This is a genomic window from Stakelama portus (assembly GCF_003171655.1).
In the GTDB taxonomy this organism is placed as follows: domain Bacteria; phylum Pseudomonadota; class Alphaproteobacteria; order Sphingomonadales; family Sphingomonadaceae; genus Sphingomonas; species Sphingomonas portus.
Window position 1 is genome coordinate 125,764 of sequence record NZ_QFZL01000003.1, and the last position, 14,738, is coordinate 140,501.

The window sequence follows — 14,738 nt, forward strand, 5'->3', positions numbered from 1 at the left end:
GACAAAGGCGAGCCCGCGCGCGGACTCGCCTTTCGTCATTCGCGCCAGCCGCCTCCCGCGCGGGGAAGCGACAGCCGATTACTTGATCTTCGCTTCCTTGAACTCGACGTGCTTGCGCACGACGGGATCATATTTGCGGAAGCTCAGCTTCTCGGTCTTGGTGCGCGGATTCTTCTTCGTGACGTAGAAGAAGCCCGTACCTTCCGAGCTGACGAGCTTGATCTTCACGGTGGTCGGCTTTGCCATGACCCAAAAACCCCAGAATTCGCTAAAAACAAAAAAGCGCGGCGCACGCGAAGGTGGCCGCTGCCAGAGGCGGGCGGATGCGACACCGGGACGCAAATGTCAAGGCAGAGGCCGTGCTTCACGCGCCCTTAACCGCAAAGAGGCAGGATTCGCGCTCACGGAACCGGTAAGGAAGCCCATGCGCATGCGAATCGAATCGGCGCTTTCGCCGAATCGGAAGGACTGATTCGCAGTGGAAGCACTCGTTCCCGCCTTTATCGCTGCACTGGTCATGCAGATCGGCGACCGTTCGGCCTGGCTGACGGCCGTGCTTGCCGACCGCTATGGGCGGCCCTTGCAGGTGGCGATCGCGGCGACGATTGCCCATGGCGCAGGCAACGCAATCGCGGCGACCGCCGGCGGGTGGCTGGCGCCGATGCTGACGCCCAATGCCAAATCGCTGTTCCTTGCGCTCTCGCTCGTCTTCGGCGGCGCGACGCTGATGTGGCGCGTGCGCGGACCCGACCGGCTGGAAGGCTGGAAACTCGGATCGTTCGTGACTCCGCTGCTCGGCATCTTCATTCTCGCGCTCGGCGACCCCACCCAATCCTTCACGCTCGCGCTTGCGGCGCGCAGCATGCCGGGATTCGCCTTTGCGGGCGCGACATTCGGCAGCTTCGTCGTCGCGTTTACCGCCGCGATGCTCGGCGAACTGGCGTGGCGCAGCCTGCCGTTGCGCTGGGTGCGCGCCGCGATCGGGATCGTCGCGCTGATCGGCGGGCTTGTTCTGGGGCTTTCGGCAGTACGGTTGCTGTAACCGGCGATTCGCGCATGGTTCGCGCAAATTCAGCATTTCGATTGCACTGATCGGCTTTATCGCATGTGCAATATGGGAGCCGAATCCCTATTTCGATCGTTCCAGATACGAACCGAAAAAACGCACCGGAGGAACCCATGGCAGACACTTCTGCACTCGACACGCCGACCGACATCAGCAGCAATGCCGCCAAGACCGTGGCACAGGCGCTGAACGGCATTCTGGCCGACAGCTATGCACTGTATCTCAAGACCAAGAATTTCCACTGGCATGTCAGCGGGCCGCATTTTCGCGACTATCACCTGATGCTCGACGAACAGGCGAGTGCCATTCTCGCCACCACCGACGTGATCGCCGAGCGCGTGCGCAAGACCGGCAACACGACGCTGCGTTCGATCGGCGACATCGCCCGGCATCAGACGATCAAGGACAATGACGCCGATTTCGTGAAGCCCGAAGATATGCTCAAGGAGCTGCGCGACGATAATCTCAAGCTGGTCGAGGCGCTTCGCGAAGCCAAGGATATCGCCGATGCGGCGAAGGACAATGGCACCAGCGCGGTGATCGACGAATGGACCGACGCCGCAGAACAGCGCGCCTGGTTCCTGTTCGAAGCCGCCAACAAGGGCTGATCGCGCACGCAGGTACAGCCGCGACGACAAGGAAAAAGCCGGTCGGGAGCGATGCTTCCGACCGGCTTTTGCATGTCAGCGGTTATTCGATGCCGGCAAGATCGGCATCGAGCTTGTCGAGCAGTTCGTCGGTGATCTTGCCCTGCGAATAGGGCGCAAGCTGGCGCAGCGAGAGCGACTTGAACATGTCGTAGCTTTCATGCGTCGAAAGCCCCGGGACATCGGCATCGAGCACCGCCTTGGCCTGTTCGTTCGCAACAAGCTGTTCGATCGGGGTATTGCTGGAATATTTCGCGCCCGCTTCGGCCTCGGTCGCCGGCGCGGCTTCGGTCGCGGCGTCTGCGGCGGGTGCGGCGGGTGCGTCCTGCGCGGCAGCCGCCGGGATCGCCGCAAAGGCTGTGAGCAGCGCGGCGGGCACGATCATCTTCTTCAACATCTGTTTCTCCTGACCCAATAGGAAATCTCTCGCGATCGGCCTCTCGCGCGTCCCGCCTCTTCCGGGCGGATCGGCTCCCTGCGCGCCGCGGCGGAAACCTAGCTGCGAATCATCGGGGACGCGAGCGGAACCCTATCGCCGCCGGTGCGCTTAATCGCCTAGTAAACAGGAGGAATTCTATGTTTCGCTGGGCAATCATCTTTCTCGTCGTCGGCGCGGTCCTTGCGCTGCTCGGCTTCGGCGGTATCGGCGGCGCGTTCGTCGAAATCGCCAAGATCCTCTTCTTCATCGCGATCGCGCTGTTCGTGATCTTCGGCGTGCTGGGCCTGATGGCCGGGCGCGGGATCAAGAACGCGATAGACTAACGCGAATCGGGAGTATCGCCGCCCGGCCGGAGGCTGATCAGCCACCAGTCGGGCGGTGCTCCGAATCGGACCGGCACCATGCTGGTGCCAAGCCCGCCAGTGACGATGATCGTGCGCTCGCCCTCACGCCGGATGCCGCAGACGAATCGATCGCCATATTGCGAAGGCACCATCGGTGCGCCGATCCCCGGCAACACGATCTGTCCGCAATGCGTATGTCCCGCCAATATCGCCCGAAAGCGCATCGGCAGCGACGGCACGACATCGGGGCTGTGCGCGAACAGCAATACCGGTCCCTTTTCGCGCAGGACCTGCCGTATGACCCGCGGAATATCGGCGTGGCCGGTCATCGAATCGCCTGCCCCGGCGAGCAGCAACGGGCCCACGCGCACCACTTCGTTATCGAGCGTCCGAATCCCCGCCCGCTTCAGTGCGGCGTCGATTCCTGCCGCGCCATGCCAGTGATCGTGATTCCCCAGCACCGCAAACACACCCAGCGGCGCCGACAGCCCCGCGAGCGGCGCGACCGTATCGGTGTCCGAATATCGCCGGGTGCTGAGCAGCCGGTCGCTGACGAAGTCTCCGGCCAGCAGGACAAGATCGGGTCGTTCGGCATTCACTTGCGACACGATGCGCGCCAGCCGCGCGGGCGGCATATCGGGCCCCTGAACATGAAAATCGGCAAGCAGCGCGATTCGAATCGGCGGCGCACCGTCGGGCCAGTCGGGAAGCGCGACGGTGGTTCGGCGCAGTTCCGGCTCGCTCACTGCATTGGCATAGCCCAGCGCGCCCAGCACCAGAGGAACAAGCAACAGCAGGGCCAGCAGACGACGCATCGACGCCAGCCTAGCGCGTTCGCCACACAGTCGCCATCTGATCGTTGATGCGCGGCTTTTCCGATCTTCTCGATTCGCTCGTCTTCACGCGCTCGCGCAATGCGAAGCTGCGGCGGATCGGTAGCTATCTGAAGAACACGCCCGACCCCGATCGCGGCTGGGCAATGGCGGCGCTTACCGGCGCGCTCGACCTGCCTGCGATCAAGCCGGCGATGATCCGCGCATTGGTTACCGAGCGAGTCGATCCCGTCCTGTTCGCGCTCAGTCGGGATTTCGTCGGCGACACTGCGGAAACGGTCGCGCTGTTATGGCCGGGCGCCAGTCATGGCGAGGCGAGCGGCGAGCCGCTGCCGCTTGCGAAAGTGGTCGAACAACTGGCGTCGCTGTCGCGCTCCGACGCACCCGCCGCGCTGGCGGCGATGCTCGACCGGCTCGATGCCGACGAACGCTATGCGCTGCTCAAACTGGCAACCGGCGCGCTGCGCATCGGCGTGTCGGCGCGGCTGGCCAAAACGGCGCTGGCCCAGGCGTTCGACCTCGATGTCGATGCCGTGGAGGAAGTGTGGCACGGGCTCAGCCCGCCCTATGCCGAGCTGTTCGATTGGGCCGAGGGGCGCGGCGCACAGCCGACCGCGGAGAACACGCCGGTGTTCCGCCCGTTCATGCTCGCCCATCCGCTTGAGGAAGAGGCCGTCGATCTTCGCGACTATGCCGCCGAATGGAAATGGGACGGAATCCGCGTCCAGATCGTGCATGTCGCGGGGGAAACACGGCTGTTCAGTCGCGCCGGCGACGATATCACCGGCAGCTTCCCCGAAGTCGCAGGGGCCTTCACCACCCCCGGCGTGCTCGATGGCGAGTTGCTGGTCCGGGGCGATGCGCAGGGCGGCGCCGAGGGCGGCGCGGCAAGCTTCAACGCGTTGCAACAGCGGCTGGGGCGCAAGCAGGTGTCGGCGAAGACACTGGCGCAATTTCCCGCCTTCGTTCGCCTCTATGACCTGTTGTTCGACGGCGGAGAGGATCTGCGCGAACTGCCCTGGGCGGCGCGTCGCACGCGACTCGAGCGATTCGTCGCCCGGCTCGATGGCGATCATTTCGACCTTTCGGCGCTGATCGAGGCCGAGGATTTCGCCGCGCTTGCCGCAATCCGCGAAGGCGCGCGCGATGCCGCGATCGAAGGCGTGATGCTCAAACGCCGCGATTCGCCTTATGTCGCCGGACGTCGCGCCGGGCTGTGGTATAAATGGAAGCGCGATCCGCTGACTGCCGATTGCGTGCTGATGTACGCCCAGCGCGGCAGCGGAAAGCGGTCGAGCTTCTATTCCGATTTCACCTTTGGCGGCTGGGCGGAGGACGGCACGCTGCTGCCGGTGGGCAAGGCCTATTTCGGTTTTACCGACGAAGAGCTGAAATGGCTCGACCGATTCGTGCGCAACCACACGGTCAACCGATTCGGCCCGGTACGCGAAGTGGAAAAGCAGCTGGTGCTGGAAGTCGCGTTCGATTCGATCCACGAATCGAAGCGCCACAAATCGGGCCTCGCGATGCGCTTCCCCCGGATCAGCCGCATCCGCACCGACAAGCCCGCGCAGGAAGCCGATACGATCGCCGGATTGCGACGGCTCGTCACCTGACCGGGCTTTGGATAGCATGCCGGCCGGATCGATCTCGGCACGCCTGCTGCAATCGCACGGGCCTCAACGCGGTACGGCCATAGAAAAAGGGCGGAACCCTGCGGTCCCGCCCCTTATCCGTACAACCTGTTTCAGACCGCGCTATTGCGAGGGCTGCAGATTCACCGCCGCATATTTGCCGCGCCGATCGACTTCCAGCTCGAATTCGAGCCGATCGCCTTCGTTGAGCGTCGGCATGCCGGCACGCTCGACCGCCGAAATATGCACGAATGCATCGGGCTGGCCATCATCGCGCTGGATAAAGCCGAAGCCCTTCATCGCGTTGAAGAATTTGACCGTTCCGGTCGCCTTCTCACCGGTCAGCTGCCGCTGCGGACCGCCACGCGGCGCACCGCCGGGAGCACCACCAGCGCCAGCGCCGCCGGGGGCGCCGCCGAAGCCACGTTCTTCCACCGGCATCGGCTCGCCATCGATCTTGATGTCAGTCGCCGAGATGCGGCCACCGCGATCCACCAGCGTGAAACCGAGCGGCTGCCCTTCGGCCAGACCGGTCAGGCCCGCTTGCTCGACAGCGGAGATATGGACGAACACGTCCTCGCCGCCATCATCGCGAACGATGAAGCCGAAACCCTTCTGGCCGTTGAAGAACTTCACGACGCCCGTCGCTTCGCCGACCACCTGGGGAGGCATGCCGCGACCACCGCCGCCGCCGCCGCCGCGGAAACCACCGCCGCCGCCGCCGCCGAAGCCGCCGCCACCACCGCCGCGATAACCGCCACCGCCGCCGCCGCCGCCGAAGCCGCCGCGGTCACCAAAACCGCCGCCACCGCCGCCGAAACCACCGCGATCGCCGAAGCCGCTGCCCCGGTCGCTGAATCCAGAATCAAATCCGCCGAAACTATCGTCGCCGAAACCGTCGCGCTTGTCTCTGCCACGCCCGCCGCGCTCACCGCGGCGTCCTTTATCGAAACCCATGCCCTGTTCGTCTTCCCGGTTCGCCCCTAAATTCAACCACCGAAACCCAAGCGCCGGACGAAAGACGCAGAGTATTCGCGCACAAAAATGCCGTGCAGCGAGAGCGTCATACCGCAAAACCGGACAGGGCGCGAACGAAATTCGACATCAATAGGGCAGTTCATCTGAATCCTGAGTGCTTGCGTCGCTTTGAACGGCGCGGCAGAGGCTGTTCTGATGGAAGCCATTTTCGATCTGCTCGCCAGTCCGGCGGCCTGGGCCGCGCTCGTCACTCTGATCGTGATGGAGGTCGTGCTGGGCATCGACAATCTGATTTTCATTTCGATTCTGTCGAACAAATTGCCCGAAGAACAGCGGAAAAAGGCGCGGCGGCTGGGCATATTGCTCGCGCTCGGCCTGCGCCTGGGGCTGCTCTCGACCATCGCCTGGCTGACTCAGATGACGACGCCGATCTTCGACCTGGGCATCAGCGCGGTCGACGCGACCGGCCATGCAACGTTCGACACCGCTTTCTCGCTGCGCGACCTGATCCTGATCGCCGGCGGCCTGTTCCTGGTCTGGAAAGCCACCACCGAAATCCATCACAATGTCGATTCGGACGAATCGGGCGAAGCGCTCGACAAGAAGGGCAAGAAGGTCGTCGCCTTCGGCGCGGTGATCACGCAGATCCTGCTGCTCGACATGGTGTTTTCGATCGATTCGATTCTGACCGCAGTGGGCATGACCGACGAATTGCCGATCATGGTGGTCGCCGTGGTGTTCGCAGTCGGCGTGATGCTGTTCGCCGCCGACCCGCTCGCCAATTTCATTCACCGCAACCCCACCGTGGTGATGCTGGCACTCGGTTTCCTGCTGATGATCGGCGCGGTGCTGATCGCCGACGGCTTCGGCGTCCATGTGCCCAAGGGCTATATCTACACGGCGATGGCGTTTTCCGCCGGAGTCGAGGTTCTCAACATTCTCGCGCGCCGCGCCCGCGAGCGCAAACGCGTGCAGGGGGGCGATTCGGCGGCACATTAGCGCCATCGGGTGCCCCTTGCCGCGCGCGCGGCCATTGAGCGAAGGCGGAAACGCGCCTATGCGCGCGGCATGAGCGTATTTTTTCACGAAGAAGACCTGCCCGAAGGCGTGTTCGCACCGGGCGCGTCGGTTGCCGTCGATACCGAGACCATGGGGCTGATCACGCCGCGCGACCGCCTGTGCCTGGTCCAGATTTCCGATGGCGGCGGTGACGAGCATCTCGTCCGGTTCGGCCCCGACAGCGATTATGCCGCGCCCAATCTGCGCGCGGTGCTGGCCGATCCCGATCGCCTCAAACTCTATCATTTCGCGCGCTTCGACCTGGCGGCGATCGAGCATTATCTGGGCGTCACGGCAGCGCCGGTATATTGCACCAAGATCGCGTCGCGGCTGATCCGCACCTATACCGACCGGCATGGGCTGAAGGAGCTGGTGCGCGAATTGCTGGGCGAGGAAATTTCCAAGCAGCAGCAATCGTCCGACTGGGGCGCGCCCGAAATCACCGATGCCCAGCGCGACTATGCCGCGTCCGACGTACGCTTCCTGCATGCGATGAAGACGGAACTCGACAAGCGTCTCGTGCGTGAAGGACGTATGGAACTCGCCCAGTCCTGTTTCGACTTCCTGCCCGCCCGCGCGAAGCTCGACCTTGCCGGCTGGCCCGAGATCGATATTTTCGCCCACGCCTGAAAGGTGGTCGCGTGACACGAACTGCGCATCTTCGCCAAGGCCGTACCGATGTCGCGAGAGGCTAGACGCCTGCGCCGGGAGCGCCGCGCCTGGGCGCATCCCAACAGCAACCACGACCGGCTGGTAAAGGGCGCGCTGGTCGTCCTGCCCGTCGGAATCGGCGTGCTTGCAGCGTTTCTGGTGATGTCGCCGGTGTTTCTGGGCGGCGATGTGAGCTTCGTGCTCGACAAGAACAAGGTCGATGTCGCCGGCGAACGGTTGCGCATCGAACAGGCGACCTATCGCGGCCAGGATTCGAAAGGCCGCGCCTTCACGCTGAAAGCCGGCTCGGCGGTTCAGAAAAGCTCGGCCGAACCGGTGGTCAACCTCAAGGATCTTTCGGCCCAGATCGTGCTCGCGGACGGTCCGGCAGAGATTCGCGCCGATTCGGGCCGCTATCTGATCGACAGCCAGCAAGTGGCGATCCAGGGTCCGGTTCAGGTGGAAACCGCCGACGGCTATAATCTCACGACGCATGATGCCACGGTCGATCTTCGCACACGACAGCTCGAAAGCGACGGCGCAGTGACCGGATCGACGCCGATGGGGAGCTTCAGCGCCGACAAGCTGACTGCCGATCTGGAGGGACGCACCGTCTCGCTCAGCGGAAATGCCCACTTGCGGATCGTGCCCAACCGCGCAAATAGGCGATGATGAACCGGGTGCTCCCCCTCCTTCCGCTGCTGATGGCGCTGGCCTCGTGCCTGCCGGCCGGAGCGCAGACGCGCCATAATTCGGACGCGCCGATCGATTTCGACGCGGGCGATATCCAGCTCGACGATCGCGCCAAGCGCGTCGTCCTGTCGGGCAATGTGCGGATTCGGCAGGCGGAACTGTCGCTCAACGCCGCGCGCGTGACGATCAGCTATACCGGCAATGTCCTCGACGGCGCGCCCCAGGCGAATCGCCTCGATGCGTCGGGCGGCGTAACCTTCACACGCCCCGATCAGACCGCGCAGTCGCAATATGCCGTATATGACATCAACCGCCGTACGGTGACGATGATCGGCGCCGTCACGCTGCGTCAGGGCGGCAATGCGATTCAGGGCGGGCGGCTGACCATCGATCTCGACACCGGTCGCGCAGTGATCGACGGTTCGGGCGTCGGCGGAAACAGCGGCAATGTCGAGCGCAGCGGCGGTCGCGTGTCGGGCAGCTTCTCCGTTCCCAAGCGCGAAAGCGAATAGCACCGGCTTTTTCGCGCGATTCGTCGCCCTACCCCTTTGCGCCTTCGGCTGCGAATGACTATTCATGCATGAAACGAGCCAATCGCCGCGGCGCTAAGCCGATGGTAATCCGAGGTTGCGAAAGGGGCCGATGCCCATGAACGATGTTTCGACGCTCGAACAACCGGTGACCGATCCCGCGCCCGAACCCGATCGCGGGCTGGCGGTGGTTTCGATTGCCAAGGCCTATGACAAGCGCGTCGTGCTGACCGATGTGTCGCTGTCGGTCGCGCGCGGCGAAGTGGTGGGGCTGCTCGGCCCCAATGGCGCGGGCAAGACGACGTGCTTCTATTCGGTGATGGGGCTGGTGAAACCCGATTCGGGCCGCATCATGCTCGACAATGAGGATATCACCAAGCTGCCCATGTATCGCCGCGCGATCCTGGGTCTGGGATATCTGCCGCAGGAAACGTCGATTTTCCGGGGCCTTTCGGTCGAGGATAATATCCTGGCGGTGCTCGAACTGTCCGAGCCCGACAAGACGGCCCGCGCCGAACGGCTGGAAACGCTGCTCGACGAGTTCGGGCTCACCCGGCTGCGCGATTCGCCGTCAATGGCGCTTTCGGGCGGCGAGCGCCGCCGCGCGGAAATCGCGCGGGCGCTGGCGGCCAGCCCTTCGATCATGCTGCTCGACGAACCGTTCGCGGGCATCGATCCGATTTCGATCGCCGATATTCGCGATCTGGTGATCGATCTGAAGAGTCGCGACATCGGCGTGCTGATCACCGATCACAATGTCCGCGAAACGCTCGACATCGTCGATCGCGCCTACATCATCTATGACGGCCGCGTGCTGTTTGCCGGTTCGCCCAGCGAGCTGGTCGCGGACGCCAATGTCCGCCGCCTCTATCTGGGCGAGGGATTCTCGCTCTGACGATGATGGGAGCGCGCCTTTCCTCCCTGCGGGGACTGCACGCGTCATGAGCCTCGCGCCGCGTCTCGACCTGCGCCAGTCGCAATCGCTGGTGATGACGCCGCAGCTGCAGCAGGCGATCAAGCTGCTCACGCTGTCCAATCTCGAAATCGAATCCTTCATCGCCGAGGAAATCGAACGCAATCCGCTGCTCGATTCGGGTGGCGGCGAAGGCGGCGATTCGTCCGAACCCGAATCGGCACCGCAGATCGAACGCGACGGCCCCGCCGACAGCGAGGAATTGCTGATGACCGGGGCCGGGTCGGGCGAAGCGGCGCTCGATGTCGATTTCGCGACGGAAAGCTTTCACCATGACAGCGCCGCCGACGGGATCGGCGGGCTCGACGGCGGGCTGAACGCTGGCGGCGCGACGTCCGGCGCGGGTTTGTCCGAGGACGGGAACGATTTCGAAAATGTCGCGGCCGGCGATATCGCGCTTGCCGATCATCTGATGGGACAGGCGGGAACCGCGCTGTCGGGCACCGACCTGTTCATTGCGCAGCATCTGATCGATCAGATCGACGAGTGCGGCTATCTCACCGTCCCGCTGCTCGACATCGCCAACCGGCTCGGCGTTGCGCTGGCGCAGATCGAATCGGTGCTTGAGGCGATCCAGAGCTTCGACCCCACCGGAGTCGGCGCACGCGATCTGGCCGAATGCCTCGCGCTGCAGGCCAAGGAAGCCGATCGCTACGATCCGTGCATGGCGCGGCTGATCGACAATCTCGATCTGGTCGCGCGCGGCGACCGCGCCCGGCTGAAGCGGATGTGCGGTGTCGATGACGAAGATCTGTCGGACATGATCCGCGAGCTGCGCAATTACGATCCCAAGCCCGGCTGCCGCTATGGCGGCGAACCGGTACCCGCAGTGACGCCCGATATCTTCATCGCCCAGCGCGGCGAGGGATGGGCGATCGAGATCAATTCGGCAACGCTGCCCCGGCTGCTGGTCAACCGCACCTATTATGCCGAACTGGCCGGGCCCGCGCGGCAGGACAAGGCGTCGCGTGCCTGGCTTTCGGAATGCCTCGCCAGCGCCAACTGGCTGGTCAAGGCACTCGATCAGCGGCAGCGCACGATCATCAAGGTCGCGAGCGAAATCGTGAAGCAGCAGGAAGCGTTCTTCCTGAAGGGCGTCGCGCATCTCAGGCCGATGACATTGCGTCAGGTGGCCGATGCGATCGAAATGCACGAATCGACTGTCAGCCGCGTCACCAGCAACAAATATCTCAGCTGCGCGCGCGGGCTGTTCGAACTCAAATATTTCTTCACCAGCGCGATCCAGTCCGCCGATGGCGGCGACGCAGTATCGGCCGAGGCCGTGAAAAGTGCGATCAAATCGCTGATCGCGGCGGAGGATCCCAAGAAGATTCTCTCCGACGACACGCTGGTCGACATGCTGCGTGCACAGGGTTTCGACATCGCCCGCCGGACGGTTGCAAAATATCGCGAATCGCTGGGTATCGGCAGTTCTGTGCAGCGGCGGCGGCAAAAGGCACTCGAAGGCGCCGGCTGAATCCGACGCTGAAGGTTGACCCCACCGCCCGGGCTCCTATGCCATGCGACAAAATGTCCCTTTCTCCAGACAGAATGCGGCGGCATCTGCGCATCTTGTGGCGCCGACGCGCGCAGCCGGAGGCCGCTGCGCAGTTGCGCATGCTGCGCAGGCGAATCGCGACCGTCACCGGCGCGATCCTGCTCGGCATCGTCGCGCTGCTGTTTGCGGAAATCGCCGACAGCGCGCATGAATTGTTCCTCTCGGTCGCGGGCAGCTGGCCATGGCTGCCGGTCCTGCTGACTCCGGCGGTTTTCGCCGGAGTCGTCTATGCTACGCGCCGCTGGGCTGCCGAGGCGTCGGGATCGGGCATTCCCCAGGTGATCGCGGCGGGGCGGACATCGGATCGGGTGCTCGCCGACCGGATGGTATCGCTCTACACGGCGGGCAAGAAGCTGGTGCTGACGGTCGTCATGCTGCTGGCGGGCGGGTCGGTCGGTCGCGAGGGCCCGACGGTGCAGGTGAGCGCCGCGATCATGGTGTGGATCCACAAGCTGCTGCGCGTGCCGATCACTGCCGGCGTGCTGATCGCCGGTGGCGCGGCCGGCGTCGCCGCCGCGTTCAACACGCCGCTGGCCGGAGTCGCCTTTGCGATCGAGGAACTCGCCGCCGCCTATGAACAGCGTATCGCGGTGCTGGTGATGGGCGCGGTGATGATCTCCGGTCTCGTCAGCCTCGGCCTCGCAGGCGACTATGTTTATTTCGGCGAAATGGGGCAAACGCTGCCGCTGCACACGGTGCTGATGGCGACACCCATTGCGGGAATTTTCGGTGGCGCGATGGGCGGGCTGTTCAGTCGGCTGGTGCTGCGCTTCAGCCGCGCGACCAGCGGCTTTTTCGGCCTGTCGCGCAAGCGCCCGGTGTTGTTTGCGGCGGCATGCGGCCTGATCGTCGCGCTGCTGGGCATCGCCACGGCGGGAAGCACCTGGGGCACCGGCTATGCGACGACGCGCGACCTGGTCGAGGGCGGCGATATTTCGCTCTGGTTCGGCCCGGCCAAGCTGCTCGCAACGCTCGCGACGACGCTGAGCGGCGCGCCGGGCGGCATTTTCGCGCCTTCGCTCGCCGTCGGGGCCGGGATCGGCAATTTCCTCAAGGAGCTGTTCCCCAACGATGCGGCAGGCGCGATCATATTGCTGGGCATGGCCGCCTATTTCGTCGGGGTGATTCGCGCGCCCTTCACTGCCGTCATCATTCTTTCGGAAACCACTGCCAGCCGTGGCATGATCCTGCCGATGTTCGCGACCGCACTGATCGCCGACGCCGTCAGCGCGCTGGTCTGTCGCGAACGGCTCTATTCCGCGCTCGCACGCGGGTTCCTCGCGCGATCCGATCCGCCGGTGGACCTCAAACACTGATGCTTGGCGGGCGCGCGCGCACCGCTTATCGCTGATGCAGGGGCGATCGGGGGAGGCGCGCGCATGCAGGGATTGTTGCACTGGTTTTCGGGGCTGAGCGCACAAAGCTGGGCCAATATCATTGCCTTCACTGGCTTTGTGCTCGCGCTGTGGAGCTATAATCGCCAGCAGAACAAGGACCGCAAGGTCGAGCGGCAGGAAAATTACCTGCGTCTCGAACTCGAATCGAACGCGGTGTTTCGCTTCGAGGCCGAGCATGGCGACACGCTGCTCGAATATAAGGCACAGACCCGGCCCAGCTCCTATGTTCCCGATGCGCAGCGCGACGGCGTCGCCGATCAGTTTTTCCTGCAACAGCTCAACCTGTTCGAAATCGCCACCCGGTCGCGCCGCCGCCGCACGGTCGAGCCACAGATATTCGGGTCTTGGGTCATCTGGTTCGAAGCGGTGATCCACAGCTGGTGGTTCCGCCAGCGCTGGGTCGAGGATTATGCCGATAACTACACGATGGACCTCTATGCGATCTTCGCGCCTTCGGTCGCCGAATATGACGAGATGCTGATCGAAACCGCCGCCGCCGATGCCGAGGAACGCGAAGCCGCGGCGGAGCGTTTCCGTCGCCGTTTCTTCAGTCATGTCGCGGCACAGATGCAGTGCGGCGAGATATTGAAATGGCTCGATCGTCCCGCGGAGATGACAATGCAATCCTATCGAAACCGTCGCCATGGCGTCTGATCCCGCGCCCCTATTGGCATGGGCGGACAGCCAGGAGGACCGGCGCGATGCGGCGCGGTTTTTCGCGCGCGTGGTGCGTGCCGACCCGGCCTATATCTCGCATGGCGAAATCCAATGGGCACTCAGCCCCGACGGGGTGCGTTGGGCACCCGATCTGGAGGCACGGCTCGAACGCGAATTTGCCGGAAGCGACGCGCCGGCGCTGCTGGTCGCGCGGCTCGACGGCGCGCTTGCCGGTGCCGCTTCGGTTTCCTGGATAGAAGACGCGCCGACTCCCCATGGCGTGCTCAACGACCTTGCCGTTGCTCCCGAGGCGCGCCGCCACGGCATTGCCCGAATGCTGGTGGCGGCAGTCGAGCAGCGCGCGCGCGAACGCGAAATCGGCTGGATGTTCCTCGAGAGCGGGCTGGGTAACGAAGGCGCACATCGTTTCTTCGAGAGCGAGGATTATGCCCCGGTGTCGAAAGTGTTCGCAAAACGGCTTACGCGCGAGTGACCGTTCCGGTTGCCCGAGCCTAGGTCGTGAACCCATAAAGGGCGCCGTCGAGGTTTGAGGCAAAATGGCTCAGCTCAAGGAGGCAGGGCGCAGGAATATGTCGATATTCCAAGCTCTGCCGACGCAGCGCTGGGCCATTTTGGCCAAATCCCTTCGGGACGCCGGAATGGCTTCCATCTCGGCCCAAAGCGGCCTTGGAAGGGCGCCCAGCCCTCCCGGCGGCCGCTTTGGCCCGAGATGGAAGCCATTCCGGCGCCTCGGCGATGCCGTTTATGGGTTCACGACCTAGTTCGCCTGCGCCTCAAGAACGAGCTGCATGAATTCGGGATTGGCGACCAGATGGCCGACCAGCCCGCCAACCTGTCGGACCACGGCAGGATTCTGCATCAGGAAACCGGTCGATTGCGTGCCGAAATCGCGGAAGCTCTGGCCGAATCCGTTCGATCCCTCGGTCTTCAGCACAGCCACCGCTTCCGACCGGCAATCGTCCGTTATCAGCCGTTCGAACAGCGCCGCGGCCCGCGCAGTCAGTTCGGTACGCTGTTCGTCGGAGACATTGGCAAGATCGGCAACCGCCGGATGCGCGGTGATCGCACCGAACGTCCAGCGGATCAGGACGACGCGGTCGGCATCGCTGGTATGGCTGACCAGACATTGCGTAAGCGCCTGGCCCGTCGGGCCTTCCGCAGGCACCTGTGGCGAAACCAGTACGAGCAGCGCAGCCAAACCCGAAATCAGCATGACGAATCCCCCTCCCGAAGAACGCCGGAACTTTGGCACAACCGC

Annotated in this window: 18 protein-coding genes; 13 read left to right on the forward strand and 5 right to left on the reverse strand. The window is 64.2% G+C overall.

The window, feature by feature from the left end:
* Window positions 1-78: 78 nt before the first annotated feature.
* Entirely contained in the window at window positions 79-246 is a 168-nt protein-coding gene (gene rpmG / locus DKB74_RS09050) for a 50S ribosomal protein L33 (RefSeq protein WP_109807832.1), read from the reverse strand.
* 232 nt (window positions 247-478) lie between these two features.
* On the opposite strand from rpmG, the gene DKB74_RS09055 reads away from it, so the two are divergent.
* On the forward strand, window positions 479-1,042 hold the full coding sequence (locus DKB74_RS09055) for a TMEM165/GDT1 family protein (protein WP_109807833.1): 564 nt from the start codon (window positions 479-481) through the stop codon (window positions 1,040-1,042).
* A 137-nt stretch (window positions 1,043-1,179) separates the two neighbouring features.
* Window positions 1,180-1,674, forward strand: a complete 495-nt coding sequence (locus tag DKB74_RS09060; RefSeq protein ID WP_109807834.1) for a Dps family protein — start codon at window positions 1,180-1,182, stop codon at window positions 1,672-1,674.
* A gap of 82 nt (window positions 1,675-1,756) precedes the next feature.
* Here the strand turns inward: DKB74_RS09060 and DKB74_RS09065 are convergent, their stop codons facing one another.
* Window positions 1,757-2,110 carry a hypothetical protein gene (locus DKB74_RS09065; RefSeq protein WP_109807835.1) on the reverse strand — a complete coding sequence of 118 codons (354 nt, stop codon included), beginning with the start codon at window positions 2,108-2,110 and terminating at the stop codon, window positions 1,757-1,759.
* 179 nt (window positions 2,111-2,289) lie between these two features.
* On the opposite strand from DKB74_RS09065, the gene DKB74_RS09070 reads away from it, so the two are divergent.
* The gene (locus DKB74_RS09070; RefSeq protein WP_109807836.1) at window positions 2,290-2,475 is read left to right on the forward strand and encodes a DUF1328 domain-containing protein; all 186 of its coding nucleotides are present in this window, start codon (window positions 2,290-2,292) and stop codon (window positions 2,473-2,475) included.
* Here the strand turns inward: DKB74_RS09070 and DKB74_RS09075 are convergent.
* Complete coding sequence (locus DKB74_RS09075; RefSeq protein WP_239987445.1) at window positions 2,472-3,311, reverse strand: metallophosphoesterase; 840 nt, start codon at window positions 3,309-3,311, stop codon at window positions 2,472-2,474. The genes DKB74_RS09070 and DKB74_RS09075 overlap by 4 nt on opposite strands.
* 47 nt (window positions 3,312-3,358) lie before the next feature.
* Between DKB74_RS09075 and DKB74_RS09080 the strand changes: the two genes are divergently transcribed.
* A complete protein-coding gene (locus DKB74_RS09080) occupies window positions 3,359-4,945 on the forward strand; it encodes a cisplatin damage response ATP-dependent DNA ligase (protein WP_109807837.1) in 1,587 nt (528 codons plus the stop codon).
* 141 nt (window positions 4,946-5,086) lie between these two features.
* On the opposite strand, the gene DKB74_RS19075 is transcribed toward DKB74_RS09080, so the two are convergent.
* Window positions 5,087-5,920: a cold-shock protein gene (locus DKB74_RS19075; protein WP_109807838.1), complete on the reverse strand. Its 834-nt coding sequence runs from the start codon at window positions 5,918-5,920 to the stop codon at window positions 5,087-5,089.
* Window positions 5,921-6,136: 216 nt separating this feature from the next.
* Between DKB74_RS19075 and DKB74_RS09090 the strand changes: the two genes are divergently transcribed.
* From DKB74_RS09090 to DKB74_RS09130, 9 genes are all read left to right on the forward strand, one after another.
* Window positions 6,137-6,940, forward strand: a complete 804-nt coding sequence (locus DKB74_RS09090) for a TerC family protein (protein WP_109807839.1) — start codon at window positions 6,137-6,139, stop codon at window positions 6,938-6,940.
* 69 nt (window positions 6,941-7,009) lie between these two features.
* Entirely contained in the window at window positions 7,010-7,630 is a 621-nt protein-coding gene (locus DKB74_RS09095; protein ID WP_109807840.1) for a ribonuclease D, read from the forward strand.
* Window positions 7,631-7,678: 48 nt separating this feature from the next.
* On the forward strand, window positions 7,679-8,323 hold the full coding sequence (lptC, locus tag DKB74_RS09100; RefSeq protein WP_109807841.1) for an LPS export ABC transporter periplasmic protein LptC: 645 nt from the start codon (window positions 7,679-7,681) through the stop codon (window positions 8,321-8,323).
* Window positions 8,323-8,856, forward strand: coding sequence for an LptA/OstA family protein (locus tag DKB74_RS09105; protein WP_109807842.1), 534 nt, complete (start codon window positions 8,323-8,325; stop codon window positions 8,854-8,856). Before lptC ends, DKB74_RS09105 begins: the two co-directional genes overlap by 1 nt.
* 136 nt (window positions 8,857-8,992) lie before the next feature.
* Window positions 8,993-9,769: an LPS export ABC transporter ATP-binding protein gene (gene lptB / locus DKB74_RS09110; protein WP_109807843.1), complete on the forward strand. Its 777-nt coding sequence runs from the start codon at window positions 8,993-8,995 to the stop codon at window positions 9,767-9,769.
* Between the two features lie 46 nt (window positions 9,770-9,815).
* Entirely contained in the window at window positions 9,816-11,324 is a 1,509-nt protein-coding gene (gene rpoN / locus DKB74_RS09115) for an RNA polymerase factor sigma-54 (RefSeq protein WP_109807844.1), read from the forward strand.
* A 53-nt stretch (window positions 11,325-11,377) separates the two neighbouring features.
* A complete protein-coding gene (locus DKB74_RS09120) occupies window positions 11,378-12,721 on the forward strand; it encodes a chloride channel protein (protein ID WP_109807845.1) in 1,344 nt (447 codons plus the stop codon).
* A gap of 63 nt (window positions 12,722-12,784) precedes the next feature.
* On the forward strand, window positions 12,785-13,456 hold the full coding sequence (locus DKB74_RS09125) for a hypothetical protein (protein WP_145960938.1): 672 nt from the start codon (window positions 12,785-12,787) through the stop codon (window positions 13,454-13,456).
* Window positions 13,446-13,952, forward strand: a complete 507-nt coding sequence (locus DKB74_RS09130) for a GNAT family N-acetyltransferase (protein ID WP_109807847.1) — start codon at window positions 13,446-13,448, stop codon at window positions 13,950-13,952. The genes DKB74_RS09125 and DKB74_RS09130 overlap by 11 nt, the downstream gene beginning before the upstream one ends.
* A gap of 285 nt (window positions 13,953-14,237) precedes the next feature.
* On the opposite strand, the gene DKB74_RS09135 is transcribed toward DKB74_RS09130, so the two are convergent.
* The gene (locus DKB74_RS09135) at window positions 14,238-14,693 is read right to left on the reverse strand and encodes a hypothetical protein (RefSeq protein WP_109807848.1); all 456 of its coding nucleotides are present in this window, start codon (window positions 14,691-14,693) and stop codon (window positions 14,238-14,240) included.
* Between the last annotated feature and the right edge of the window lie 45 nt (window positions 14,694-14,738).